General features: G+C 63.2%; 22 protein-coding genes. 13 read left to right on the top strand and 9 right to left on the bottom strand.

Annotated features, from left to right (window positions below; genetic code table 11):
* The first annotated feature begins 8 nt into the window (after window positions 1-8).
* The 6 genes from OIU19_RS15385 (at window position 9) to OIU19_RS15360 (ending at window position 7,398) form a co-directional block, all read left to right on the top strand.
* Window positions 9-2,261 carry a heavy metal translocating P-type ATPase gene (locus OIU19_RS15385; protein WP_264235722.1) on the top strand — a complete coding sequence of 751 codons (2,253 nt, stop codon included), beginning with the start codon at window positions 9-11 and terminating at the stop codon, window positions 2,259-2,261.
* Window positions 2,262-2,270: 9 nt separating this feature from the next.
* Window positions 2,271-3,134, top strand: coding sequence for a LysR family transcriptional regulator (locus tag OIU19_RS15380; RefSeq protein WP_264235721.1), 864 nt, complete (start codon window positions 2,271-2,273; stop codon window positions 3,132-3,134).
* Window positions 3,135-3,371: 237 nt separating this feature from the next.
* Window positions 3,372-4,436: a putative 2-aminoethylphosphonate ABC transporter ATP-binding protein gene (locus OIU19_RS15375; protein ID WP_264235720.1), complete on the top strand. Its 1,065-nt coding sequence runs from the start codon at window positions 3,372-3,374 to the stop codon at window positions 4,434-4,436.
* A 1-nt stretch (window position 4,437) separates the two neighbouring features.
* Window positions 4,438-6,162 carry a putative 2-aminoethylphosphonate ABC transporter permease subunit gene (locus tag OIU19_RS15370; RefSeq protein WP_264235719.1) on the top strand — a complete coding sequence of 575 codons (1,725 nt, stop codon included), beginning with the start codon at window positions 4,438-4,440 and terminating at the stop codon, window positions 6,160-6,162.
* A gap of 30 nt (window positions 6,163-6,192) precedes the next feature.
* On the top strand, window positions 6,193-7,218 hold the full coding sequence (locus OIU19_RS15365; protein WP_264235718.1) for a putative 2-aminoethylphosphonate ABC transporter substrate-binding protein: 1,026 nt from the start codon (window positions 6,193-6,195) through the stop codon (window positions 7,216-7,218).
* A gap of 48 nt (window positions 7,219-7,266) precedes the next feature.
* Complete coding sequence (locus tag OIU19_RS15360) at window positions 7,267-7,398, top strand: hypothetical protein (RefSeq protein ID WP_264235717.1); 132 nt, start codon at window positions 7,267-7,269, stop codon at window positions 7,396-7,398.
* A 123-nt stretch (window positions 7,399-7,521) separates the two neighbouring features.
* Here the strand turns inward: OIU19_RS15360 and OIU19_RS15355 are convergent, their stop codons facing one another.
* Window positions 7,522-8,886, bottom strand: a complete 1,365-nt coding sequence (locus OIU19_RS15355) for a GTPase/DUF3482 domain-containing protein (RefSeq protein ID WP_264235716.1) — start codon at window positions 8,884-8,886, stop codon at window positions 7,522-7,524.
* On the bottom strand, window positions 8,879-10,270 hold the full coding sequence (locus tag OIU19_RS15350; RefSeq protein WP_264235715.1) for a DUF2868 domain-containing protein: 1,392 nt from the start codon (window positions 10,268-10,270) through the stop codon (window positions 8,879-8,881). Before OIU19_RS15350 ends, OIU19_RS15355 begins: the two co-directional genes overlap by 8 nt.
* 54 nt (window positions 10,271-10,324) lie before the next feature.
* On the opposite strand from OIU19_RS15350, the gene OIU19_RS15345 reads away from it, so the two are divergent.
* On the top strand, window positions 10,325-10,843 hold the full coding sequence (locus tag OIU19_RS15345) for a dihydrofolate reductase (protein ID WP_264235714.1): 519 nt from the start codon (window positions 10,325-10,327) through the stop codon (window positions 10,841-10,843).
* Between the two features lie 30 nt (window positions 10,844-10,873).
* Here the strand turns inward: OIU19_RS15345 and OIU19_RS15340 are convergent, their stop codons facing one another.
* A complete protein-coding gene (locus OIU19_RS15340; RefSeq protein WP_264235713.1) occupies window positions 10,874-12,265 on the bottom strand; it encodes an L-cystine transporter in 1,392 nt (463 codons plus the stop codon).
* Between the two features lie 242 nt (window positions 12,266-12,507).
* Here OIU19_RS15340 and OIU19_RS15335 point away from each other — a divergent pair, with 242 nt between their 5' ends.
* Complete coding sequence (locus OIU19_RS15335) at window positions 12,508-13,563, top strand: haloacid dehalogenase-like hydrolase (RefSeq protein ID WP_264235712.1); 1,056 nt, start codon at window positions 12,508-12,510, stop codon at window positions 13,561-13,563.
* A 170-nt stretch (window positions 13,564-13,733) separates the two neighbouring features.
* Here OIU19_RS15335 and ilvD read toward each other — a convergent pair whose 3' ends face one another.
* Window positions 13,734-15,575, bottom strand: coding sequence for a dihydroxy-acid dehydratase (ilvD, locus tag OIU19_RS15330; RefSeq protein WP_264235711.1), 1,842 nt, complete (start codon window positions 15,573-15,575; stop codon window positions 13,734-13,736).
* A 494-nt stretch (window positions 15,576-16,069) separates the two neighbouring features.
* Between ilvD and mgtE the strand changes: the two genes are divergently transcribed.
* A complete protein-coding gene (mgtE, locus tag OIU19_RS15325) occupies window positions 16,070-17,125 on the top strand; it encodes a magnesium transporter (RefSeq protein ID WP_264235710.1) in 1,056 nt (351 codons plus the stop codon).
* Window positions 17,126-17,310: 185 nt separating this feature from the next.
* Here the strand turns inward: mgtE and OIU19_RS15320 are convergent, their stop codons facing one another.
* Window positions 17,311-18,507, bottom strand: a complete 1,197-nt coding sequence (locus OIU19_RS15320; protein ID WP_264235709.1) for a class I SAM-dependent rRNA methyltransferase — start codon at window positions 18,505-18,507, stop codon at window positions 17,311-17,313.
* A 292-nt stretch (window positions 18,508-18,799) separates the two neighbouring features.
* On the opposite strand from OIU19_RS15320, the gene OIU19_RS15315 reads away from it, so the two are divergent.
* Entirely contained in the window at window positions 18,800-19,618 is an 819-nt protein-coding gene (locus OIU19_RS15315) for an HDOD domain-containing protein (RefSeq protein WP_264235826.1), read from the top strand.
* Window positions 19,619-19,621: 3 nt separating this feature from the next.
* Window positions 19,622-20,434 (top strand): bifunctional DNA-formamidopyrimidine glycosylase/DNA-(apurinic or apyrimidinic site) lyase, encoded by an 813-nt coding sequence (gene mutM, locus OIU19_RS15310; protein ID WP_264235707.1) that lies wholly within the window; start codon window positions 19,622-19,624, stop codon window positions 20,432-20,434.
* Between the two features lie 145 nt (window positions 20,435-20,579).
* Here mutM and ggt read toward each other — a convergent pair whose 3' ends face one another.
* The 4 genes from ggt to OIU19_RS15290 form a co-directional block, all read right to left on the bottom strand.
* Window positions 20,580-22,262 carry a gamma-glutamyltransferase gene (gene ggt / locus OIU19_RS15305; protein ID WP_264235706.1) on the bottom strand — a complete coding sequence of 561 codons (1,683 nt, stop codon included), beginning with the start codon at window positions 22,260-22,262 and terminating at the stop codon, window positions 20,580-20,582.
* Complete coding sequence (locus OIU19_RS15300; protein ID WP_011531711.1) at window positions 22,262-22,513, bottom strand: YfhL family 4Fe-4S dicluster ferredoxin; 252 nt, start codon at window positions 22,511-22,513, stop codon at window positions 22,262-22,264. Before OIU19_RS15300 ends, ggt begins: the two co-directional genes overlap by 1 nt.
* Window positions 22,514-22,623: 110 nt before the next feature.
* Window positions 22,624-23,103 carry a pantetheine-phosphate adenylyltransferase gene (gene coaD / locus OIU19_RS15295; RefSeq protein WP_186556538.1) on the bottom strand — a complete coding sequence of 160 codons (480 nt, stop codon included), beginning with the start codon at window positions 23,101-23,103 and terminating at the stop codon, window positions 22,624-22,626.
* 259 nt (window positions 23,104-23,362) lie between these two features.
* A complete protein-coding gene (locus OIU19_RS15290; RefSeq protein WP_264235705.1) occupies window positions 23,363-24,793 on the bottom strand; it encodes a coniferyl aldehyde dehydrogenase in 1,431 nt (476 codons plus the stop codon).
* 147 nt (window positions 24,794-24,940) lie between these two features.
* Here OIU19_RS15290 and OIU19_RS15285 point away from each other — a divergent pair, with 147 nt between their 5' ends.
* The gene (locus tag OIU19_RS15285; protein WP_264235704.1) at window positions 24,941-25,606 is read left to right on the top strand and encodes a TetR/AcrR family transcriptional regulator; all 666 of its coding nucleotides are present in this window, start codon (window positions 24,941-24,943) and stop codon (window positions 25,604-25,606) included.
* 35 nt (window positions 25,607-25,641) lie between these two features.
* Complete coding sequence (locus OIU19_RS15280) at window positions 25,642-26,496, top strand: sulfurtransferase (RefSeq protein ID WP_264235703.1); 855 nt, start codon at window positions 25,642-25,644, stop codon at window positions 26,494-26,496.
* The last annotated feature ends 32 nt before the right edge of the window (window positions 26,497-26,528 follow it).

Below are 26,528 nucleotides of genomic sequence, written 5' to 3'. Positions count from 1 at the left end.
ACGAATCCATGAACCAGCCTGTCAGCCCCGATCACTCACACGACCATGCCCACGACCATGAGCATGGCGGCAAAGCTTCTTGCCACGACACCCACGCGCACAGCTGCTGTGGCTCTGCTGCTGCGCCAGCCTTGGTGCACCTGACCGAGAAGGCTAGCAGCAATGCGCAGCTCAGCCGCTTCCGCATCCAGGCCATGGACTGCCCTACCGAGCAGACCCTGATCCAGGACAAGCTGGGCAAGATGGCCGGCGTCGAGCAGCTGGAGTTCAACCTGATCAACCGGGTGCTCGGTGTGCGTCACACCTTGAGCGGCACCACCGCAATCGAGCACGCCATCGCTAGCCTTGGTATGCAGGCCGAACCGCTGACCGATGCCGAGGAAGGCGCCCCAGCCCCCGCAGCCAAGACCCGTTGGTGGCCGTTGGCGCTGTCCGGGGTGGCGGCGATCGCTGCCGAGGTGGTGCATTTCACTGCGCTTGCACCTGAGTGGCTGGTCGCTGCGCTGGCGCTGGCGGCGATCCTTGGCTGTGGCCTGGGCACTTACAAAAAGGGCTGGATCGCCCTGAAGAACCGCAACCTCAACATCAACGCGCTGATGAGCATCGCCGTGACCGGCGCCGTGCTGATCGGCCAATGGCCAGAAGCGGCCATGGTCATGGTGCTGTTCACCGTTGCCGAGCTGATCGAAGCACGCTCACTGGACCGCGCCCGTAACGCGATCAGTGGCCTGATGCAGCTCAGCCCGGACATGGCCACGGTGCAGCAGGCGGACGGCCAGTGGCGTGAGGTCGATGTCCGTGAGGTGAACCTCGGTGCGTTGGTGCGGGTACGTCCCGGCGAGCGGATCGGCCTGGATGGCGAGGTAGTCAGTGGCCAATCCAGCGTCGATCAGGCGCCGATCACCGGCGAAAGCCTGCCTGTGGAGAAAAACAAAGGCGATAAGTTGTTCGCTGGCACCATCAACCAGGAGGGGGCGCTGGAGTATCAGGTGAGCGCTGCAGCCGGGCAGTCGACCCTGGCGCGCATCATCAAGGCGGTGGAAGAGGCCCAGGGCGCGCGCGCTCCGACCCAGCGCTTCGTCGATCGCTTCTCGCGCATCTACACCCCGGTGGTGTTCGCCGTTGCGCTGGCTGTGGCGATCATCCCGCCACTGTTCATGGCGGGTGCCTGGTTCGACTGGATCTACCGCGCCCTGGTGCTGCTGGTGGTGGCCTGCCCCTGTGCATTGGTGATCTCCACGCCGGTGACCATCGTCAGTGGCCTGGCCGCTGCTGCGCGCAAGGGCATTCTGATCAAGGGCGGCGTCTACCTCGAAGGGGGGCGCAAGCTGGACTTCCTTGCCCTGGACAAGACCGGCACGATCACCCATGGCAAGCCGGTGCAGACCGACTTCAAGCTGCTTGAGCCGCTGTTCGAAGGCCGTGCCCAGGCGCTGGCGGCAACCCTCGGCGAACGTTCAGATCACCCGGTTTCGCGTGCCATTGCCCAGTTCGGCAAGGAACAGGGTACGGCGCTGAGCGAGGTCAGCGCGTTCGCCGCATTGGCTGGGCGTGGCGTGCGTGGTGAGATCGACGGGGAGCTGTATCACCTGGGCAACCATCGCCTGGTCGAGGAGCTGGGGTTGTGCTCGCCTGAACTGGAAGCCGAGCTCGATGCATTGGAGCGCCAGGGGAAAACCGTGGTGCTGCTGCTTGACCGCAGCGGCCCGTTGGCGTTGTTCGCCGTCGCCGACACGGTCAAGGACAGCAGCCGTCAGGCCATCGCCGAGTTGCATGAGCTGGGCATCAAGACGGTCATGCTCACCGGCGACAATCCGCACACCGCCCAGGCGATTGCCGCCCAAGTCGGTATCGACCGAGCTGAAGGCAATTTGCTGCCCAGCGACAAGCTCAACACCATCGAGTCGCTGTACGCCGAAGGACACCGGGTCGGCATGGTCGGCGACGGGATCAACGATGCGCCGGCCCTGGCGCGGGCCGAAATTGGCTTTGCCATGGCCGCGGCGGGCACCGACACTGCGATCGAGACCGCCGATGTGGCGCTGATGGACGATGACTTGCGCAAAATCCCGGCCTTCGTCAGGCTGTCGCGGCAAAGTGCGGCGATCCTCACCCAGAACATCGTGTTGGCGTTGGGGATCAAAGCGATTTTCCTGGCGATCACCTTTGCCGGCATGGCCACCATGTGGATGGCGGTGTTCGCCGACATGGGCGTCAGCCTGTTGGTGGTGTTCAACGGCCTGCGCCTTTTGCGCAAATAAGGAACCTGCATGCTGAGTGCCGAGCTCAAAGCCTTCTACATGGTGGCCCGCCTGGGCAGCATTACCTTGGCGGCGAAGAAGCTCGGGCTCAGCCAGCCGACGGTGACCACGCAGATTCGCAACCTGGAAAGCCAGTATGCGGTGGAGCTGTTCTACCGCGGCGGTCGGCGCCTGGTGTTGAGCGAGGAGGGCGCGCGGCTGTTGCCGATGGTCAAGGCCTTGCTGCAGCAGGAAGCCGACATCGAATTCGAGCTGCGCAACAGTAGCCAGGCCCAGGGCAGTTTGCGCATTGCCGCGACGGCGCCGTACTACATCCTCGATCTGGTGAAGATCTTCCGCGAGCGCCTGCCGCAAGTGGGCGTGGCGGTGGAGATCGGCAACTCCCAGCAGGTGCTGGAGATGCTCGAAGACTATCGGGTGGACATTGCTGCGTCATCGCAGCTGCTCGAAGATGCGCGCCTGATTCGCCGCGTGCTTGGTACTGATCCGCTGGTGGTGGCGGTGCACCGCAATCATTCGTTGGCTAACCGCCAGGTGGTGGCCATCGACGCCTTGGCCGGGCATTGCCTGCTGATGCGCGAGCAGGGCTCGACCACCCGCAAGCTGACCGAGCAGATGCTCGCCGATGCCGGGGTCAAGATCGGTGCGTTGCTGGAAATTGGCAGCCGCGAGTCGATTCGCGAGGCGGTGTTGCGCAACATTGGCATCAGCATCATTGCCCGCCATGAGGTGCCGCATAACCCTGAACTGCGGGTGCTGATGCTGGAGAATGCGCCGGTGATGCATGAGTACCTGTACTGCCTGAAGGAGCGGCGCCAGGCCAGGTTGCCGGCGGCGTTCCTCGGGGTGGCGCAAGAGGTGGCGGGGCTGTAGTGGATGCCGCGCCATTGGGGATCTGCAAGTTACACACTGGCCCCGCGATGGCGATGGTGAGCACAAGGACGTCATCGCGGGGCAAGCCCGCTCCCACGCAATCGCGCCGGCGGTCGACACTGAACGTGGCCACTACAAAATCCACCAATACCACTATCACCCGCTTTTGCCCTAAAGCCACATAACCTTCGCATTGGGTTCCTAGCATGGCCTGCATCTCTTCGACGAGGCCCTGTCATGACCCACGCCATCGCCACCCCAGGCGCACAGATGAAAGTGCGCGGTATCCACAAGCGCTTCGGCGCGTTTACCGCGCTCAACGATGTCTCCCTCGATATCGCCGCTGGCGAGCTGGTCTGCCTGCTCGGCCCGTCGGGCTGCGGCAAGACCACCCTGCTGCGCTGCATCGCCGGGCTCGAACGGCAGGACCGTGGGGCGCTGTACATCGGTGCTCGGGACATCTCCGAGCTGCCACCGCAGGCGCGTGACTACGGCATCCTGTTCCAGTCCTACGCGTTGTTCCCCAACCTCACGGTCGAAGCCAACATTGCCTACGGCCTGACCGGCTCCGGCCGCGAGCAGGCCCGCCAGCGCGTGGCCCAGATGCTCGAACTGGTTGGCCTGCTGGGCAGCGAGAAGAAATACCCCGGGCAGCTTTCCGGTGGCCAACAGCAGCGCGTGGCCCTGGCCCGCGCCATGGCTCCGGCACCTTCGTTGCTGCTGCTCGACGAGCCAATGTCGGCGCTGGATGCGCGCGTTCGCGAGCATCTGTGCACTGAGCTACGCCAATTGCAGCGCCAGCTCGGCATTACCACCTTGATGGTTACCCACAACCAGGACGAGGCCATGCTGATGGCCGACCGCATCGCCGTGATGAACAACGGCCAGGTCGAGCAGTACGCCGCACCGCAAGAAATCTACGACAAACCCGCGACGCCGTTCGTCGCAGAGTTCGTCGGTCAGGGCAACTGGCTGCCGTTCCAGCGCAGCGGCGACAGCCATGCCCAGGTTGGCGGGATGAGCATGCGCCTGGGGCCAAACGCGGCCCGCGCCAGCAGCGGTCGGCTGTTCTGCCGCCCGGAGGCGATCACGGTCAACCCGCTGGTGCATGAGGAAAACCTGTTCGCGGCCAAGGTCCAGGAGATCACCTTCCTCGGCAACCGCTGCCGAATGAGCTTCGAGCTGAAAACCCTGCCAGGGCATACCCTGCTCGCGGAAATTGCCCCAGAAGCCATGCCGCGCCTGGGTTCGCAAGACATCTGGGTGGCCCTGCCACCACAGAGCCTGCAGGTGTTTGCCTGAGATGGCCGCGCCAATCTCCTTGCCGCTCAAGCAAGCCAAGGCGGCGCCGGGCAATGGCGTCGCCTTGGGTGACCGGTTGTTCGTGGTCGGCGGCAAGAGCCTGCTGCTGGTTCTGCTGGTGCTGGCGGTACTGATGCCGCTGCTGGCGATCTTCTGGCGAGGTTTGAGCGCTGAAGCAGGCCAAGGTGGCGGCCTGCTGGCGGCGCGCGAGCTGTTTGCCAGCGCCAACTTCCACTGGCTGCTTGGCAACAGTTTGTCGGTGGCGTTCACGGTGGCGGTCATCGTCATCCCGCTGGCCTATCTGTTCGCCTATGCCTTGCAGCGCACGCTGATCCCCGGCAAAGGCCTGTGGCGAGGGGTTTCCCTGCTGCCGCTGCTGGCGCCGTCGATGCTGCCGGCCATCGCCCTGGTCTATCTGTTCGGTAACCAAGGCCTGCTGCGCGGGCTGCTTAGCGACAATATCTATGGCTTCTGGGGCATCGTCCTGGGCGAGGCCATCTACACCTTTCCACATGCCCTGATGATTCTGCTGTCGGCGCTGTCACTGGCTGATGCACGTTTGTTCGATGCAGCATCGAGCATGGGCGCAGGCCCGGTGCGGGCGTTTTTCAGCATCACCTGGCCGGCCACGCGTCAGGCGGTGTTCGCCGCGTTCTGCCTGGTGTTCACCCTGACCATCACTGACTTTGGCGTGCCAGTCGTCGTTGGCGGCGATTATCAGGTGCTGGCGCTGGAAGCCTACAAGGCGGTGGTCGGCCAGCAACAGTTCGGCCGTGGCGCGTTGATTGGCATGGTCCTGCTGGTGCCAGCGCTGCTGAGCTTTACTGTCGATGCCTGGCTGCGCCGGCGTCAGGGCGAGGCGCTGAGTGGCCGTGCGCAGGTGTTCGAGCCCAAGCCATCGCGGCTGCGTGACGGCGTGTTCCTGGCCATCGTGCTGCTGATCTGTGTGGTGCTGCTGGCGGTCGTCGGCATGGCGGTGTACTCGTCGCTGGTCAAATTCTGGCCGTACAACCTGTCGCTGTCGCTCAAGCACTACAGGTTCGAGGACACCGCTGGCGGTGGTTGGTTGGCCTACCGCAACAGCGTGACCATGGCCCTGTGCACGGCATTGATCGGCAGCGTGGTGATCTTCGCTGGCGCCTACTTGATGGAGAAGACCCAAGGCCAGCGCCTGCTCAACCAATCGCTGCGGCTGCTGAGCTTCATTCCGATGGCGGTGCCGGGCTTGGTCCTGGGCCTGGGCTACGTGTTCTTCTTCAATCTCAACGGCAACCCGCTGCATGTGTTCTACGGCAGCATGGCGCTGCTGGTGGTGTGCACCATCGCCCACTACCTGACCACCGCGCAGATGACCGCGACCACCGCCTTGCGCCAGCTCGACGGCGAATTCGAGGCGGCAGCGCTGTCGCTCAAGGCGCCGCTGTATCGGCATTTCTTGCGGGTGACCGTGCCGATCTGCCTGCCAGCGCTGCTGGACATCATCCGCTACCTGTTCGTCTCCGCGATGACCACGGTGTCGGCGGCGATCTTCCTCTACAGCCCCGACACCATCCTCGCGGCCGTCGCCGTGCTGAACATGGACGACGCCGGCAACGTCGGCGGCGCTGCTGCCATGTCGACCCTGATCCTGCTGACCAGTGCGACCGCCTCATTGCTGCTAGCCGCAGCTTCCCGCGGCCTGCTGCGCCGCTCCCAGGCCTGGCGCCAACGCGCCCCCGGCCATTGACCGACTGCCAACCCTGAAAGGAACCGCAACATGTTCAAGCCCTTTGCACTTGCCGCTGCCGTATCCGCTGTATTCAGCCTGCAGGCTACGGCCGCCGGAACCCAGCTGACGGTCTACACCGCCCTGGAGGCCGAGCAGCTCAAGAGCTACAAGCAGGCTTTCGAAAAGGCCAACCCGGACATCGAGATCAAGTGGGTGCGCGATTCCACCGGCATCATCACCGCCAAGCTGCTGGCGGAAAAAGACCGCCCGCAGGCCGACGCCGTGTGGGGGCTGGCGGCCTCCAGCCTGGCCATTCTCGACCAGCACCAGATGCTTGACGCCTATGCGCCAAAAGACCTGGAGAAGATCTCCAAAAACTACCGCGACGCCGCCAACCCGCCAGCCTGGGTGGGCATGGACGTGTGGGCCGCGACTATCTGCTTCAACACCGTCGAGGCCGAAAAGCAGGGCCTGAGCAAGCCCGTCAGCTGGCAGGACCTGACCAAGCCCGAGTACAAAGGCAAGATCGTCATGCCCAACCCGGCCTCCTCCGGCACCGGCTTCCTGGACGTCAGCGCCTGGCTGCAAACCTTTGGCGAGCCGCAGGGCTGGGCCTACATGGATGGGCTGCACCAGAACATCGGCCAGTATGTGCATTCCGGCTCCAAGCCCTGCAAGCTGGCAGCCTCGGGTGAATTCCCAATTGGCATTTCCTTCGAGTACCCGGCGGTGCAGCTCAAGCGCCAAGGGGCACCGCTGGACATCATCCTGCCCAAAGAAGGTCTAGGCTGGGAAATCGAAGCGACTGCAGTGATCAAGGGCACGCCGAAGGCAGAGGCGGCCAAGCGTCTGGCTGACTTCTCCGCAAGCCCTGCGGCAATGGAGCTGTACAAAGAAAACTTCGCAGTGCTGGCTGCGCCAGGAATCGCCAAGCCACAGACCGAGCTGCCAGCGGACTACGAGCAGCGCTTGATCAAGAATGACTTTGCCTGGGCTTCGAAGAACCGCGACCAGATCCTGGCTGAATGGCGCAAGCGCTATGACGGCAAGTCGGAGAAAGTGGCCCAGCAGTAAAGGTGCCTGGGGCCGCAAAGCGGCCCCAATAACCAATTGCCCAGGAGAATGTTCGAGCTCAGTGATGGCCTCGCCGATGTAGTTGTCGGCGCCGTGCTGTGGGATGAGCAGGCCAAGGAGGTGGGCGTGCCGGTGATCGATTTGCAAGTATTGAAGGGCAAGGCGTTGGCGTTGCTGTGAAAGGGTGGGTGCTGCTGGCCTCTTCGCGGGCAAGCCCGCTCCCACAGATACCCCGGTGATTCCGAACTCAGCGCGGCACCTGTGGGAGCGGGCTTGCCCGCGAAGAGGCCCGAGCAGTCGCCATCACAACTGGCTAACCAACACCTCCAACTGCTCCTGGCGCTCCGCCTGGTTGACCCGCGCCCCAGGGTTGAGCGTCGACCACTGCGGATGCGCCCGGGCCTTGTTCAGGGCCTCAGGCAACTTACCTTCGCGCCAGGCTTTTTCATCCGCAGCGCCCAGGCGAATGCTGTCTTGCGCCGCATGCCCACGGCTTTCCAAGGCCTGCACCAACTGCTGCTGGCGCAACGCCAATAGGCGCAAGACACTGTCATCCACGGTCAGCTCGCGCTGGCCCTTCAACTTGCCCATCAACCTTGAGCCGTAATTGCGCGCGGTCTGCAATGCGCCGCCGGCGATGGCCCCGGCCAGCGCGGCAGCGCCAAGGGTCAGGCCGCCGACCAATAGATCCACACCGGCGCCGGCCGCAGCACCGGCGGCAACTCCGCTGCCCAGGCGCACGCCCAACAGCTTGAGGGTTTCCGGGTTGAACAGATCATCTCCCCAGCGCCCGTCCAGCAGCGGCAGGTCGCCGGCATTGGCGTCTTCGCGGCGGAACGCATACAGCTTGAGCAATGCTTCGACACAGCGCTGCTCACGCTGACGCACATCCTGGCGCAGGGCTTCGATGGCCTTGGCTTCAGCCGCAGGCTCGGCCTCGACACTGCGTCGGCAGGCGGCGCAGTCGAGCAACAATTCGGCGATCAGGCGTTTGCCACTGTGCTGGCGGGCCACGCGCTGAGCCTGCTGATCGTCGATCAGGCGCTGGAGCGAGGGGCGCGCGTCCTCCAGCAGCAGGGCCAGGCTTTCATACAGCCGCCGCTCACCGTCTTCAGGAGGGGCAACGCTGTCGAATCGCACCAACGCGTGCAGGCCAAGGCGGGCGAGGGCTTCGCGCCATTCTGGCTCGCGGTGTTGGCTGCTGGCGACGAAGTTGAGCACCGGCAGCAGCGGTTTGCCGCAGCTGGCCAGCACTTCCAGCTCATCACGGTACTTGGCCAGCACCGGTTCACGGGCATCGATCACATACAGCCCGGCATTGCTCGCCAGCAGCTGGCGCAGCACCTTGGCTTCCTGCTCGAAGCGCTGGCGCGCCTCACTGCCCTGGAGGAAGCGCTGTAGGCGCGCCGGCCCGTCCAACCGCTCACCAGGGCGTTCCAGCCGTTCCAGGTAATCGAGCAGGGCGATGGCGTCTTCCAGCCCTGGCGTATCGTACAACTCTAGCAGCGGCTCGCCGTCGACCGACAGTCGTGCGCCTTCGACATGGCGGGTGGTGCTGGGGCGGTGCGACACCTCGCCGAAACCGACGTCACGGGTCAGGGTGCGCAGCAGCGAGGTCTTACCGACGTTGGTGTGGCCGACCACGGCCAGTTTCAGCGGCTCAGTCATGGCCATGCTCCAACCAGGTCAGGGGCGAGGTATCAGCGTGAGGCAGGCCGAGGCGGTCGAGGGCTTCGTGCCAGTCACCCAGGCGCGCCGCATCCAATGCTTGGCCGGGAAGCGCCTGGAGCAGCCAGACACGTGTGGCGCCGGCATTGCGGGCAAGCTCGGCGAGCAACGCCAGGCTGCCGCGGTCCGGCGAGCGGCGTGGGTCGCAGGCGATGGCCAGGCGCGCCGGTGGAAAGCGACTCAGTTGCTCGAGCAGCTTGTTGCGTGACTCACGGCTGTCGAGGATGCCAGCGTCGGTTACGCCTGGGGCAAGCTTGGGCGGCCACGGGCGCTGGTCGTCCAGTTCGAGCCCTACCAGCAACGCGCCGCTGGCACCTGATTCCAGTTGTCCCGGCTGGAAATGCGGCAGGGCATCTGGCGCCGCATCTTGTACGCCAAGGCGTTCGCTGCGCGGCATCAATGCATCGCGCAGTTGGGCATAGCCGGGCAGGCTCAAGTCCAGCGCCAGGCGTTGGCGCCCTTGGCGCCAGCGCCACAGGCACAGCAGCGCCAGTAGCAAGCGCGGCAGCAGGCCGTACACCAGCACTACCCCGAGCAGCCAACTGGCCCAGGCCTGACGCGCCAGGTCGAGGGCCGGCAGCGTATCGCCGCTGGCGCGGATCATGGCTTCATCGGGCACGGCAAAGCCCAGCAACGAGGGCAGGGCGCCGAGGGCATGCGTGAGGCTGATGAAGGGCTCGGCGGCGAGCAGGGTGGTTTCCCAGACGAAGCCATAGCGCCGAGTCGCCAGCAACGCCAATAGCATCAGCAATGCGGCGATCATCGCCAACAGCCACAAGCCATGGACCAGCGCGCCCAGTAGCCAGCGGTTGAGGCGCTGGCGCTGCAGCAGAATCAGTAACGCCGGCGCCAGTTGTGCGGCCTTGGCATCGCGGGCAAAGCGCTCGCTGAGCCATAGCCACAGGCGACCCAGCACGGCGCCTTGTTCACCTGCGGTGAGGAAACTGACGGCCCAGCCGATCAGCATCAGCAGGTTTAGCCCAAGCAGGCTGCCCAGCGCCCAGAACACATTCACCGGTCGTTGGCCATCGCCCAAAGCCGCCAGGCCAAGGCCTGCGCCGCTGAACAGGGCAAACAGCAGCAGCGCCAGCAAGGCCAGGCGCGCGCCCTGTTTCCAGTGGCGCAGGGCCTCGGCCATGCCATCGCGCTCGGCCAGCCACAGGGCGCGGGTCTCGATGCGTGCCGCCAGGTCGCCGCCAAGCTGGCGGGCACGGCGGTTGGCTTCCTGGTCTTCCAGGGGGCCGGCGTGTTCCTCGCGCAGGCGCACCGCTTCGGTGAGCCAGCGCTTGTCGAGTGGAGTCGGTGCAGTCACAAGGTCTTCCATTGCACAGGTCAGGGCACAAGCTTAACCCAGGCTTGGTTTGCTATCCTCGCCGACATGAATACATCACTCCCCCTCAGCCTGATCGCGGCGTGCGCCGAGAACCGCGTGATTGGCATCGACAATTCCATGCCCTGGCACCTGCCGGGGGATTTCAAGTACTTCAAGGCCACCACCTTGGGCAAGCCGATCATCATGGGTCGCAAGACCTGGGATTCGCTCGGCCGGCCGCTACCAGGCCGGCTGAACATCGTCGTCAGCCGTCAGCCGGGGTTGCAGCTTGAAGGCGCTGAAGTGTTCGCGTCGCTGGAGCAGGCGCTGCAACGCGCCGAGCAGTGGGCCCAGGAGCAGGGCGTCGATGAGCTGATGCTGATTGGCGGCGCGCAACTGTACGCGCTGGCGCTGGACCAGGGGTTGGTCAGCCGCATGTACCTGACGCGGGTCGAGCTGTCGCCAGAAGGTGATGCCTGGTTCCCTGAGTTCGACCAGGCGCAGTGGGCACTGGCCTCCAGCCAGGCGCAGCCAAGCGAAGGCGACAAGCCGGCTTATCATTTCGAGGTGTGGGACAAGCGTTGAGACACGGGGGCCGCAAGCGGCCCCAAATGCTCAGGACTGACTCAGTTGCGCATGCCGATCATCACCCAGTACTTGATGATCGGTCTGCTTGAGCAACTGGCTGGTCACCACGCCCGCGGTCATCGACCCACTCACGTTCAACGCCGTGCGGCCCATGTCGATCAGCGGTTCGACCGAGATCAACAGCGCCACCAGTTCAACCGGCAGCCCCATCGCTGGGAGCACGATCAGCGCGGCGAAGGTCGCACCCCCGCCAACTCCGGCGACCCCTGCCGAGCTCAGGGTCACGATGGCCACCAGCGTGGCGATCCACAGCGGGTCGAAGGTGTCGATACCCACCGCTGGGGCAACCATCACCGCCAACATGGCCGGATACAGGCCGGCGCAGCCGTTCTGGCCTATGGTGGTGCCAAACGAAGCGCTGAAGCTGGCAATCGATTGCGGCACACCCAGGCGGCGGGTTTGCGCTTCGATGTTCAGCGGAATGCTCGCCGCACTGGAGCGGCTGGTGAAGGCGAACGTCAGCACGGGCCAGACCTTACGGAAGAAGCGCAGCGGGCTGACGCCGGTAGCGGCCAGGATCACCCCGTGAATCACGAACATCAGCCCCAGGCCGAGGTAGGACACCAGCACGAAACTGCCCAGCTTGAGGATGTCGTCCAGGTTGGAGCTGGCGACTACCTTGGTCATCAAGGCCAGCACGCCGTAAGGGGTGAGCGTCATTACCAGGCGCACCAGGCGCATCACCCAGGCTTGCAGGGTGTCGATGGCCGACAGGGCGCGCTCGCCCTTGTCTTTGTCGTCCTTGATCAACTGCAGCGCGGCCAGGCCCATGAACACGGCGAAGATCACCACGCTGATGATCGAGGTCGGCTTGGCCCGGGCCAGATCCGCTACCGGGTTGCTGGGGATAAACGACAGCAGCAGCTGCGGGACATTGAGGTCGGCGACCTTGCCGGCGTAGTCGCTCTGGATCGCTTGCAGGCGCGCCGCTTCTGGCACGCCCGCAACCAGCCCTTCGGCGCTGAGGCCGAACAGGTTAGTCAGAACGATACCGATCAGCGCGGCAATGGCGGTGGTCAGCAGCAGGGTGCCAATGCTTAGCACACTGATCCGGCCCAGCGAGGAGGCGTTGTGCAGGCGGGCGACGGCGCTGAGGATCGAGGCGAAGATCAGCGGCATGACGATCATCTGCAACAGGCCGACATAGCCGTTGCCGATCAAGTCGAGCCAGCCGATGGTGGCCTTGAGCACCGGATGGCCGGCGCCGTAAATGCTGTGCAGGACCAGGCCGAATACCACGCCCAGCACCAGACCGAGCAAGACTTTCTTGGCCAGGCTCCACTGGGTGCGGCGGGTTTGTGCCAGGCCCAGCAACAGGGCCAGCAATGCCAGCAGATTGAGTGACAGCGGCAGGTTCATTGAAGCTCCAGAATCGAATACAAGGCGTCGCGTCTGTGCGCGATTGCGAACGCAAATGCTAACAGCCTGAAAACAAACGAATTTATATTCAAATGGAATGTGCTTAGTCGTTATTGGAATAACACGCTGTCGTTATTGGGCAATCAAAGCGGCGCTTCGAGTTGTTTTGAGGTCGTTGTGGGCCACCCAGTGCGCGGATTGTTGGCTAGCGTTGTTGGGCCAACCTTTCAGGAGCGCTGCACATGACGAACGCTGCGAAGATGCTCGCGGCAGGCCTGGCCCTGGTCCTGAGCCTCGACACCTGGGCCACCGAGCTCAAGCACTGGCCCACTGAGGCCGCCAAGCAACTGGACAGCATGATCGCCGCCAATGCCCACAAGGGTAATTACGCGGTGTTCGACATGGACAACACCAGCTACCGCTTCGATCTCGAAGAAGCCCTGCTGCCGTTCATGGAGAACAAAGGCCTGCTCAGTCGGGACAAGCTCGACCCTTCGTTGAAGCTGATGCCGTTCAAAGACACCGCCGAGCACAAGGAGAGTTTGTTCAGCTATTACTACAGGCTCTGTGAGATCGACGACATGGTCTGCTATCCCTGGGTCGCCCAGGTGTTCACGGGCTTTACCCTCAAGGAGCTGAAGGTGCAGGTCGATGCGCTGATGGCCTCAGGCAAGCCGGTACCTAGCACCTATTTTGAAGGGGATCAGGTCAAGGCGATCGAGGTGCAGCCGCCCAAGGTGTTCACTGGCCAGACCGAGCTGTTCAACAAGTTGATGGAGAACGGCATCGAGGTCTATGTGATTTCCGCTGCATCCGAGGAGCTGGTGCGCATGGTTGCTGCCGATCCCACGTACGGCTACAACGTGAAGCCTGAGAACGTCATTGGCGTCAGTTTGCTGCTCAAGGATCGCGACAGCGGTCGGCTGACCACAGCACGTAAGCAGATCTCGGCAGGGCACTATGATCCCAAGGCCAATGAGTCGCTGGAGCTGACCCCTTATCTGTGGACCCCGGCGACCTGGATGGCCGGCAAGCAGGCGGCGATCCTGACCTATATCGATGAATGGAAGAAACCGGTGCTGGTCGGGGGCGACACCCCCACCAGCGACGGCTACATGCAGTTTCATGGAGTCGATGTTGGCAAGGGCGGGATTCACCTGTGGATCAATCGCAAGGCCAAGTACCTGGATCAGCTTAACGGCATGATCGCCAAGCACGCCGCGGCGCAGGCCAAGGAAGGCTTGCCGGTGACGGCCGACAAGAACTGGGTGATCGTTACCCCTGAGCAGATTCAGTAAGGCTGTGTAGTGCCTGTTATGGCCTCTTCGCGGGCAAGCCCGCTCCCACAAGTACACCGCTGAGTCTGAATGCAGTGGGGTAGCTGTGGGAGCGGGCTTGCCCGCGAAGAGGCCAGTCCAGTCAATAAAAAACGGCGCACCAGGCGCCGTTCTTGAGGTCTCGCTAAGCCTTACAGCCCATCGAGCATCGCTTTGTTACGCACAGCCCCTTTATCAGCACTGGTCGCCAACAAGGCATAGGCCTTCAGCGCGGTGGTCACCTTGCGCGGACGCACTTCAACAGGCTTCCAGCCCTTCTGGTCCTGCTCAACCCGACGCTGCGCCAGCTCTTCGTCGCTGACCAACAGGTTGATGGAGCGGTTGGGAATGTCGATCAGGATCTTGTCGCCATCGCGCACCAGCCCGATGGCACCACCCGCGGCGGCCTCCGGCGAGGCATGGCCGATCGACAGACCCGAGGTACCACCCGAGAAGCGGCCATCGGTGAGCAGGGCGCAGGCCTTGCCCAGGCCTTTGGACTTCAGGTACGAGGTGGGGTAGAGCATCTCTTGCATGCCCGGGCCGCCTTTCGGACCTTCGTAGCGGATGATGACGATGTCGCCGGCCTTCACTTCGTCGGCGAGGATGCCGCGCACCGCGCTGTCCTGGCTCTCGAAGATCTTGGCGTTGCCTTCGAACACGTGGATCGACTCGTCGACGCCAGCGGTTTTCACCACGCAGCCATCCAAGGCGATGTTGCCGTACAGCACCGCCAGGCCGCCTTCTTGCGAGTAGGCGTGCTCGACGCTGCGGATGCAACCTTCGGCGCGGTCGTCATCGAGGGTTTCCCAACGGGTCGATTGGCTGAAGGCGGTCTGGGTCGGGATACCGGCGGGGCCAGCCTTGAAGAAGGTGTGCACCGCCTCATCGTTGGTCTGGGTGATGTCCCACTTGGCGATGGCTTCTTCCATGCTGGCGCTGTGCACGGTCGGCAGGTCGGTGTGCAGCAGGCCGCCACGGGCCAGCGAGCCGAGGATGCTGAAGATGCCGCCAGCGCGGTGGACGTCTTCCATGTGGTACTTCTGGATGTTCGGCGCAACCTTGCACAGCTGCGGCACTTTGCGCGACAGGCGATCGATGTCGCGCAGGTCGAAGTCGACCTCGGCTTCCTGGGCAGCGGCCAGCAGGTGCAGGATGGTGTTGGTCGAACCGCCCATGGCGATGTCGAGCATCATGGCGTTCTCGAACGCCTTGAAGTTGGCGATGTTGCGCGGCAGCACCGATTCGTCGTTTTCGCCGTAGTAGCGCTTGCACAGCTCGACGATGGTCCGCCCCGCAGTGAGGAACAGCTGCTCGCGGTCGGAGTGGGTGGCCAAGGTCGAGCCATTGCCAGGCAGGGCCAGGCCCAGGGCTTCGGTGAGGCAGTTCATCGAGTTGGCGGTGAACATGCCGGAGCACGAACCGCAGGTCGGGCAGGCGCTGCGCTCGTACTCGGCGACTTTCTCGTCGGAGGCCGAAGAGTCGGCGGCGATGACCATGGCGTCGACCAGGTCCAGGCCGTGGCTGGCCAGTTTGGTCTTGCCGGCTTCCATCGGGCCGCCAGAAACGAAGATCACCGGGATGTTCAGGCGCAGGGCGGCCATCAGCATGCCGGGGGTGATCTTGTCGCAGTTGGAGATGCACACGATGGCGTCAGCACAGTGGGCGTTGACCATGTACTCCACTGCGTCGGCGATGATCTCGCGGCTTGGCAGCGAGTAGAGCATGCCGTCGTGGCCCATGGCGATGCCGTCGTCGACCGCGATGGTGTTGAATTCCTTGGCCACGCCACCGGCGCGTTCGATCTCGCGGGCGACCAGTTGGCCCAGGTCCTTCAGGTGCACGTGACCTGGGACGAACTGGGTGAACGAATTGGCGATGGCGATGATCGGTTTCTTGAAGTCGTCGTCCTTCATCCCGGTAGCGCGCCACAGGGCACGGGCACCGGCCATGTTGCGGCCGTGGGTGGAAGTCTTGGAACGATAATCAGGCATGAAGCACTCCTGGCGGCTGAATCAGGTCAGTAACAAATAGGGAAGTGAGCTTCTCTTGTCCTTAGTGCCCCAGGCCGGTTGCCGCTGGCACGGATGAGGCCGAAAACACTGCAGGATCGCCGCAGGCTCGACCAGAGCTCATAAACCCGCCGGGGGATGTCTGGCGATGAATACGCCGATTCTACACCGCTGGCGCCGCGAGGGAATGCCGATGTGCCCGGTGGGAGGTAGGCCTGGTATGGCCGAATTGTCGTAGGACGCTTCCCAAATACCTCGATGGCGCGTTTTTCCTGCTGACGCCCGCCCCCGCGCTGCCTATTATCCCCGCGCCGCATGTGCGGCTTGACGAGATACATTCTCAATGGACCTTCCCAGTTTTCAGTTCTTCACGAACTCGCACACTGGCACTGAGCGCGCTGTCGCCAGGGCATCCAAAGGCTTGAGCCCACGCGGCTGAGGTTTGCGGGCGCCTGCTTCGGCGCCTGGAGAACCTTATGCACTATTCATCTGATTTTCTCGCTGCACACGCCCACCTGCGCCAGGCCGCCCAGGCTCGGCGCGACGGCCTGCTACAGGCTGGGCCTTATGACGAGGGCACCGCCGGTGCCTTGATGACCAGCGAATATTCGAGCCTGGACAGTGGATTGAGCGCCAGCCAGGCGATCGACATGCTGCGTCGCGAGGCGGCCGATGCCGAAACCATCTATCAATCGTATGTGCTCGATGAGCGGCGCAACGTGCTGGGCACGGTTTCGCTGCGTGAGCTGATTCTTGCCGCCCCATACCAACCCATCGAGCAGATCATGCAGCGCAAGGTCATCTGCGTGGCCACCGGTACCGCTCAGGAACAGGTCGCCCGGCTGATTCGCGAGCACGACCTGCTCGCTGTGCCGGTGCTCGATGAGCTGGCGCGGCTGGTAGGCATCGTCACCTGCGAGGATGCGTTGGATGTGGTGGTGGAAGAGGCGACCGAAGACTTTCATAAAGGCGCGTTGATCACCACCCATGTTGGCAATTTGCGTGATGCCACCGTGGGCCTGCTTTATCGCAAGCGAGTGTTGTGGCTGGTGTTGCTGGTGTTCGGCAACCTGTTCTCAGGTGCAGGCATCGCGGCGTTCGAGGAAACCATCTCAGCCCATATCGCACTGGTGTTCTTCTTGCCCTTGCTGGTCGATAGCGGCGGCAATGCCGGCGCGCAGTCGGCGACATTGATGGTGCGTGGGATCGCCACGGGCGAAGTGATGATGCGCGACTGGTTGCGCATGCTCGGGCGTGAATGCGGGGTGGCGTTGGCGCTGGGTGCGACCATGGCCGTGGCGGTGGCATCGCTGGGGATACTGCGCGGCGGACCAGAGATCGCGCTGATCGTGGCCAGCAGCATGTTGGTAATCGTGTTGATCGGCAGCTTGATCGGCATGAGCCTGCCGTTCATGTTCACCCGGCTCAAGCTCGATCCGGCAACGGCCAGTGGACCGCTGGTGACATCGATTGCCGATGCGGTGGGGGTGTTGATCTACTTCGGGATTGCATCGCAGGTGCTGGATATCTGATCTGTAGCGATCAAGGCGACTGCGTGGGAGCGGCTCCATGAACGTTACTAGGTGAACGCGACTACGTGAACGCGACTGCGTGGGAGCGGGCTTGCCCCGCGATAGCGATCGATCGCCAGACCTGCAGGTCGGATCGATCGCTCCCACGCAGCCCACGCAGCCGCATTCACGCGGCGCGGCCTGGATCAGCTGTTAGGCAGCAACCGACAGGTGATGCTCTTGATGTAGCGCGTTTCAGGAATGGCCGGGTGCACCGGATGATCCGGGCCTTGGCCGCCGCGCTCGAGCAACTGCATGTTGCGGTCCAGGTGACGGGCGCTGGTCAGCAGGATGCTGTTCAGGTCATCTTCAGGCAGGTGCATGGAGCACGAGGCACTGACCAGTATGCCGTCCTTGGTCAGCATGCGCATGGCCTGTTCGTTGAGGCGGCGGTAGGCGGCCTCGCCGTTTTTCAGGTCTTTCTTGCGTTTGATGAAGGCGGGTGGGTCGGCGATGATCACATCGAAGCGCTCTTCGGCGGCCTTCAGCTCGCGCAGGGCCTCGAACACGTCACCTTCGATACAGGTGACTTTCTCGCTGATGCCGTTCAGCGCTGCGTTGCGCTCGACGCCATCGAGGGCGAAGCCGGAGGCATCGACGCAGAACACTTCGCTGGCGCTGAACGCGCCGGCCTGTACACCCCAGCCACCGATGTAGCTGAACAGATCCAGCACGCGCTTGCCGTTGACGTACGGCGCCAGGCGCGCGCGGTTCATGCGGTGGTCGTAGAACCAGCCGGTCTTTTGTCCTTCACGTACCGGTGCTTCGAATTTCACCCCGTTCTCTTCCAGCGCGACCCAATCCGGTACTTCGCCGTAGACGGTCTCGACGTAGCGCTGCAGGCCTTCGGCATCACGGGCGGCGGAGTCGTTCTTGAACAGGATGCCGCTTGGCTTGAGTACCTGGACCAGGGCGGCGATCACGTCGTCCTTGTGCTGTTCCATGGTCGCCGAGGCCAGCTGTACCACGAGGATGTCGAAGAAGCGGTCGACTACCAGGCCTGGCAGCAGGTCAGAGTCGCCATAGACCAGGCGGTAGCACGGCCTGTCGAACAGCCGTTCACGCAGCGACAGCGCCACGTTGAGGCGGTGCACCAGCAGCGATTTGTCCAGCGGCAGCTTGATGTCACGCGACAGCAGGCGAGCGCAGATCAGGTTGTTCGGGCTCAGCGCGACGATGCCCAGCGGCTTGCCGTTGGCTGCCTCGAGGATCGCCTGTTGGCCGGCTTGCAGGCCTTGCAGCGGGGTCGCGGTGACATCGACTTCGTTGCTGTAGACCCACAGGTGACCGGCGCGCAGGCGGCGATCGGCATTGGCTTTGAGGCGTAGGCTGGGCAGGGACATGACGTCGCTCCGGAAAAAAGAGCGGGAGTATAACGTGTTGGCCCCAGCTTCGCTGTGGGGCGCGACAAAGCGCGGGCGGGTTCGGGTGTTTAGCTGCAAACACGCCAAGACTGACAGCACGCGCAGGTCGCTGCGGACATCTCAGGTATAAAGTTAAGCGCCGTTCGAACGATCCAGTGATTGGTGCCCTGCAGGAGTACAGGGTTAAAATCCCATGTCCTTACCGAGTGCGTGCCCAATGTCCCAGGAACTCAGCCCCGAACAGATCCAACAAGCCTTGCAAGGCATTACCATTCCGCCGCAGCCGCAGATCATGGTCGACCTGCAGTTCGAGCAGTACATGCCCGATCCGGATCTGGAAACCATCGCCAAGCTGATCGCCCAGGACCCGGGCCTCTCCGGCGCGTTGCTCAAACTGGTTAATTCGCCGCATTTCGGCCTTTCCAACAAGATTGGATCGATCCAGCGAGCGGTCAATCTGCTCGGCAGCCGTTCGATCATCAACCTGATCAACGCCCAGTCGATCAAGGGCGAAATGAGCGACGAGACCATCGTCACCCTCAACCGCTTCTGGGACACTGCCCAGGACGTGGCGATGACCTGCCTGACCCTGGCCAAGCGCACCGGTATTCAGGCAGCAGACGAGGCTTACACCTTGGGCCTGTTCCACGATTGCGGTGTGCCGCTGATGCTCAAGCGCTTCCCCAATTACATGGACGTGCTGGAAGACGCCTATGCCACGGCGAGCGAACAAATCCGCGTGGTCGACACCGAGAACCGGGTGTTCAATACCAACCATTCGGTGGTGGGGTACTTCACCGCCAAGTCCTGGCGCTTGCCAGAGCACATCAGCGCGGCGATCGCCAACCACCACAATGCGTTGGCGGTGTTGCGCGATGAGTCCTCGCGCAACACCCAGACTCAGCTGAAAAACCTGCTGGCGGTGTTGAAGATGGCCGAGCACATCTGCGCCTCTTATCGGGTGCTGGGCAACCAGAACGTCGACCATGAGTGGAATGTGGTTGGGCCACTGGTGCTCGACTACATCGGTTTGTCGGAGTACGACTTCGAAAACCTCAAGCAGACCATTCGCGAACTGGGCGGGCACTGACCGATGCCTGAATTGCCCGAAGTCGAGACTACCCGGCGCGGTATTGCGCCGTATCTGGAGGGCCAGCGGGTCAACCGCGTGGTGGTGCGTGAGCGGCGCTTGCGCTGGCCGATTCCGGAGGACCTGGATGTGCGTCTGTCCGGCCAGCGCATCGTCACGGTGGAGCGGCGGGCCAAGTACCTGTTGATCAATGCCGAGGTGGGCACGTTGATCAGTCATCTGGGTATGTCGGGCAATCTGCGCCTGGTTGAGCTGGGCTTGCCCGCGGGCAGGCACGAGCATGTGGATATCGAGCTGGAGTCAGGGCTGGCGCTGCGCTACACCGATCCGCGTCGGTTTGGCGCGATGCTTTGGTCGCTCGACCCACTGAACCATGAGCTGCTGCTGCGGCTGGGGCCGGAACCACTGACCGATCTGTTCGACGGCGATCGGTTGTTCCAGCTGTCGCGGGGCCGCTCGATGGCGGTCAAGCCGTTCATCATGGACAACGCGGTGGTGGTTGGCGTGGGCAATATCTATGCGACCGAGGCGTTGTTCGCCGCCGGGATCGATCCACGGCGTGAGGCTGGGGGGATCTCCCGGGCGCGCTATTTGAAGCTGGCGATCGAGATCAAACGGGTGCTGGCGGCGGCCATCGAGCGCGGTGGTACCACCTTGCGCGATTTCATTGGTGGCGATGGGCAGCCGGGCTACTTCCAGCAGGAGCTGTTTGTCTATGGGCGCGGTGGAATGCCGTGCAAGCTGTGCGGTACCCCTTTGCGTGAGCTGAAGCTGGGGCAACGCGCTAGTGTCTATTGCCCGCGTTGTCAGCGCTGACGCTATCGCGGGGCAAGCCCGCTCCCACGCAGTTCTGAGCTGCGCCCCAGATGATGGATGGGTGTCCGACATCTGGGGCGCAGCTCATTCTTCGATACTGAGACGGCGTGGGAGCGGGCTTGCCCCGCGATTTTACTGCTCCAGGTTAAGGAGCGATCAAAGCCTCGCCCACACCGCGCGGATCACTTGCCGCTTCTAGCGTCCCCGTCGCCTTGTCCCAATACAGCACCTGCTGGTTGCCGTAGCTACGCCCCAGGTCCTTCAGGCGATACCCGCGAGCCTCCAGCTCAGCTTTTTGCACAGCGCTGAACGTCCCCGGCTCATGCTCAACCACGTCCGGCAGATATTGGTGGTGATACCGCGCCGTCGCCGGCCATTCGCTCACCGGTCGGCCCTCAAGAAAACCCATCACCGACAGCAGCACCATGCTCGGAATCCGGCTGCCCCCCGGCGTGCCGAAGCTGGCCAACTGGGTCGGGCTCTCGATAAAGCTGGGGCTCATGCTCGACAGTGGGCGCTTGCCTGCGGCCACGGCATTGGCCTGGCTGCCAGCGAGTCCATAACTATTACTGCCGTGTGGATCGGCGGCAAAGTCGTCCATCTCGTTGTTGAGCACCACGCCACTGCCTGGCACGGTGAAGGCCGCGCCGAATGGCAAGTTGACCGAAAGGGTGGCTGACACCGCATTGCCGTCGGCGTCGATTACCGCAAAGTGCGTGGTGTGATCGCCTTCGCGCCATGCCGGGGCGGGAGCCAAGGCGCTGCTGGGTGTGGCCTGATAAACGTCGATGCTGTCGGCCAGTCCAGTCAGGTAGCTGCGCGCCAGCAGGCGATTGATCGGGTTGCTGACGTAATCCGGGTCGCCCAGTAGCCCACGATCTCGATAGGCGCGGCGCAGCACTTCAATCACGTAATGGCTGCGTTGGACCGGCTCGGCGCTTTGCCAGGGCAGGCGCTGGAGCATGGCCAGGCTTTGCGCCAAGGCCACGCCACCTGCCGAGGGCGGTGGGCTGCTGATCAATTGGCGTTGGTTGGCCAGGTTGAAACGCAACGGCTCACGCCAGGCGGTGCGGTAGTTGGCCAGGTCATCGAGGGTCCAGATACCGCCAGCCTCGCGGATACCCTTTACCAACTGTTCGGCCAGCACGCCTCGGTAAAAGCCATCACGGCCGTCATCGGCCATGCGTTGCAGGGTGCGGGCCAGCTCTGGCTGGCGGATTACCGCGCCCAGCGGCGGAACCTGGTTGCTTACCAAAAATAACCGTGCGCTCTCAGGATCGTCACGCAGCGCACTCAGGCGCATAGTGGCGCGGTCGCGATAGATGCGGTCCACGGTAAAGCCCTGGTTAGCCAGGCGAATGGCTGGGGCAAGGCTGTCCTTGAGCGGCAGCTTGCCGTGAGTGGCAGCGAGTTCGGCCAGGGCTTGAGGCAGGCCGGGAATGGCTGCGGCCAACGCGCCATTGATCGAAAGCCCCGGGCTGACTTTGCCCTGCTTGAGGTACATGTCCTCGGTTGCGCCGCCAGGGGCGCGCTCGCGGGCGTCGAGGAAGCGGTAGCGCGGGGTTTGCCCAGCTTCTCGCAGCAGGAAGAAACCACCGCCGCCAAGCCCCGAACCATAGGGTTCGACCACTGCCAGCGCAGCGCTGACGGCAATCGCTGCATCAAAGGCGTTACCACCTTGCGCAAGGATTTGGCCTGCTGCCGCAGTGGCTTGCGCATGCGGGCTGGCGACTGCCGCGCGGCCAGGACCTTGGGCGTTGGCCGCAGTCGCCAACAGCGCCAAAACGGCGCCCAGGGCTGCCCTGCGAAACGCGCCGACGAACGGCATCAGGCTTTGCCGGTGATCCGACGGTATTTGGCCATCAGTTCGTCTTCGGTTTCCGGGTGGGCTTCATCCAAGGGGATGCAGTCGACCGGACAAACCTGCTGACACTGCGGCTCGTCGTAATGGCCCACGCACTGGGTGCACAGGTTTGGGTCGATCACGTAGATCTCTTCGCCTTGGGAGATGGCTGCGTTCGGGCACTCGGGTTCGCAGACGTCGCAGTTGATGCAATCGTCGGTGATGATCAGGGACATGGGGGCTCCGGCCGGGGCTCTGGGCCCGGGCATGTTTCAGACCTAATGGGCACAATTGTGCCGCAATCGCGCCCGCAGTGCACGCGGGCGCGACGCTCAGGTCGGGTAGATCACTTCTTGAAGCGTTCGGTCAGGGCTTCGGCCACCACCGGATGGACGAACTTGGTGATGTCACCGCCCAGTGCGGCTATCTCACGGACCAAGGTCGAGGAAATGAACGAATAGCGCTCCGACGGCGTCAGGAACAGGCTCTCGACGTCCGGTGCCAGCTGGCGGTTCATGTTCGCCAATTGGAATTCGTACTCGAAATCCGAGACCGCGCGCAGGCCTCGCAGGAACACATTGGCATTCTGCTCCTTGGCGAAATGCGCAAGCAGGCTGGAGAAGCCGATGACTTCGACATTGGGCAGGTGCCTGGTGACCTCACGGGCCAGCTCAACCCGCTGTTCCAGGGGGAACAATGGATTTTTCTTGGGGCTGGCCGCCACAGCGATGATCACGTGATCGAACAGACGCGAAGCGCGCTCGACCAGGTCGCCATGGCCCTTGGTAATAGGGTCGAAAGTACCCGGGTACAACACTCGGTTCATCGCGTCATCCTGGCTTGGAGTGCGTTGGGGAGTCGGATGGTAGCGCAGCGATTGCGCCCGGCCAAGCGGTGCGGCCTGACGAAGGCACTATAGACAGTACGGGTATGGCTTGTCATGTGCTTGAGACTCAGGGGCGGCGCGGGCCTCTTCGCGGGCAAGCCCGCTCCTACAGGTACAGCGCCAGTCTTCAGATCAGCGCTGACCCTGTGGGAGCGGGCTTGCCCGCGAAGAGGCCATGACTGACACGATAAACACCCGCTCAGCGGATGAACAGCTTGTAGACCAGGCGCTGCAACGCCTTGCCATATGGCGGGTAGATCAACCGCGCTGCATTGAGTCGTTGCTTGGCCAGCACGGCCTTGGCCTTGCTGAAGGTCAGAAAACCATCCTGGCCATGGTAGTGGCCCATGCCGGATGGGCCGATGCCGCCAAATGGCAGATCATCCTGGGCAACATGCAGCAGGGTGTCATTCAGGCACACTCCGCCGGAGTGGGTGTGATGCACCACGTAGTCCTGCTCGGTCCGGTCGTAGCCAAAATAATAGAGCGCCAGGGCTCTGGGACGCTGGTTGATGTAGGCCAAGGCGTCCTCAAGACGGTCATAAGGCACTAGCGGCAGCAATGGGCCGAAAATTTCGTCCTGCATTACCTGCATGTCATCGCTCACATCGAACAGCAAATGCGGTGGCAGACGCCGACCCTGGCGCGTTTCGTCTGGGTACAGGTCGAGCACCTGCGCGCCCTTGTCGCTGGCATCGGCCAGTAGCCGCTCAAGGCGTTGCAGCTGGCGCGGGTTGATGATCGCGCTGTAGTCGCGGTTGTCGGCAATGCATGGGTACATGCGCCGTACCGCACGTCGATAGGCCTCGGCAAACGCCCCCAGTTGGTCGCGAGGCACCAGCACATAGTCGGGCGCGACACAGGTTTGTCCGGCGTTGAGGGTCTTGCCGAAGGCGATGCGCTCGGCGGCACTGTCCAGCGCTGCGCTGGGCGAGACGATAGCGGGTGATTTTCCGCCCAGCTCCAGGGTTACCGGCGTGAGGTTGTGCGCGGCGGCCAGCATCACCTGGCGGCCGATGCTGGTGGCACCGGTGAACAGCAGGTGATCGAAAGGCAGGCGGGCGAAGGCCTGGCCGACTTCGACCTCGCCGAGCACGACACTGACCAGATCAGCAGGAAATACCCGCTCCAGCAGCGCTTTGAGCACCGCGGCACTGGCCGGAGTGGCTTCGCTGAGCTTGAGCATCACCCGGTTGCCGGCGGCCAGGGCGCAGGTGAGCGGGCCGATGGCGAGAAGCAGCGGGTAGTTCCATGGCACGATAATCCCGACTACGCCCAACGGCTGGTACAGCACGCGCCCGGCCGCCGGCTGGAATGCCAGGCCTACCTTGCGCCGCGCGGGCTTCATCCAGCGCTGCAGGTGTTGCTCGGCATGGCGTAGGCCCTGCACCGACGGCAACAGCTCAGCGAGCAAGGTTTCATCGGCGCTGCGCCCATCGAAGTCGGCGTCAATCGCTTCGATCAGTGCATCTTGGTCCGCCAGCAACGCTTCGCGCAGGGTTTTCAGCCATTGTCGGCGCTGGGCTGCGGGTGGCATCGGGTGGCTGGCGAACGCCTGTCGCTGACTGGCGAACAACGCCTGCAGGTCGAGGTCCGAATGCACAGGGGGCAGGGAAAAAGACGAGGTCATGGGAGCTCCAAGAGGCTGCACAACCCCTAGAGCCTATACTCTAAAGCGGCGCTTGGCTGGAGTTTTTCCCCCTGCTGCATCGGTGCATCTTGGTCGCGATTAACCGTAAGATGCAGCTATCTACAAGCCTGCAGACTGGAGCTGAGCATGGCCCCGCGCATCAAGACCCGTGAGCGCATCGTGCAGAACAGCCTGGAGCTGTTCAACCAACAGGGCGAACGTAGCGTCAGCACCAATCACATTGCCGCGTACATGGAGATTTCTCCCGGCAACCTGTATTACCACTTCCCTAACAAGCAGGCGATTATCGCCGTGCTGTTCAGCCAGTACGAAGAGCTGGTCGACAGTTTCCTGCGACCGCCCCAGGGCCGCGCCGCGACGGTCGAGGACAAGCGTTTCTATCTCAAGGCCTTACTGGCGGCGATGTGGAATTTTCGTTTCCTGCATCGTGATCTTGAACACCTGCTTGAAAGTGACCTGGAGCTGGCTGCGCGCTATCGACGTTTTTCCCAACGCTGCCTGCAGCAGGGGCAAGCGATTTACCGTGGTTTCGTCGATGCCGGGATTCTGGCCATGGAGCCTGCGCAGATCGAGTCGCTGACCATCAACGCCTGGATCGTGCTGACCTCTTGGGTACGGTTTCTCAGTACCACTCGCGAACATTCCGCGCACATGGGTGAAGAAGCCTTCAAACGCGGTGTCTATCAGGTGCTGGTACTGGAGCTCGGCTTCGTCACCGCCGACGCCCGCACTGCCGTGGATGCGCTGTGCCAGGAATTCCACATACCGTTCAACCAAGCCCTGGAGCGGTGAGCCAGGGCTTTCGTGCCATTGATCAGGAGATTGTCATGCCCCTTGCGCAATTGATCACCCCGCAACAGCTGGCCGAGCAACTCGACCCGCCCAAGTTGGTGATCCTCGATTGTCGTTTCGCCCTGGAAGACGTGGACTATGGCCAACGCAGCTATGCCGAGGGCCACATCGCCGGGGCGCATTTTGCTGATCTGGAGCGGGACTTGAGTGGCAAGGTGGTCAAGGGCGTGACCGGTCGTCATCCACTGCCCGAGCCGCAGCGCCTGGTCGAGCGCTTGCGCGAGTGGGGTGTGGATAACGACAGCCTAGTAGTGCTGTATGACGATGGTCCCGGCGCCTTTGCTGCTCGTGCCTGGTGGTTGCTGGCGTGGCTGGGTAAGCGCGACGGGGTATCGATTCTTGATGGTGGCCTCAAAGCCTGGCACGCGGCGCACCTACCGTTGAGTCTGGATCCTGCACCCAAGCGCGAAGGAACCTTCAGCGGCGAACCAGACATGCACCTGTTGATCGATGCCGAGCAGCTGGCCAAGACGCTGAAAAAACCAGAGTTGACCCTGATCGACGCTCGCGGCCTGCCGCGTTTTCGCGGCGAAGTCGAACCGATCGATCCGGTGGCAGGGCATATCCCGGGCGCTCAATGCGCGGCATTTACCGACAATCTGGGTGCAGATGGGCGATTTTTGCCGGCTGACCAGCTCAGGCAGCGCTTTGACGAGAAGCTGGCGGGGCGTGCTCCCGAGCAATTGGTGGCGTATTGCGGGTCAGGGGTGACAGCTTGTCACAACCTGTTCGCCTTGGCGCTGGCGGGGTATCCACTAGGCAAGCTGTATGCGGGGTCGTGGAGCGAGTGGATCAATGATCCGCAACGTGGGGTTGCGACAGGCGACTGAACCTGACTTCAAGTGGGGGCTGGCCAACGATT

It is taken from the genome of Pseudomonas sp. BT-42-2 (genome assembly GCF_025847435.2).
GTDB classification, from domain to species: Bacteria; Pseudomonadota; Gammaproteobacteria; order Pseudomonadales; family Pseudomonadaceae; genus Aquipseudomonas; species Aquipseudomonas urmiensis.
The sequence above is the reverse complement of the archived record's forward strand: the minus strand, read 5'-3'. Positions and strand labels throughout refer to the sequence as shown.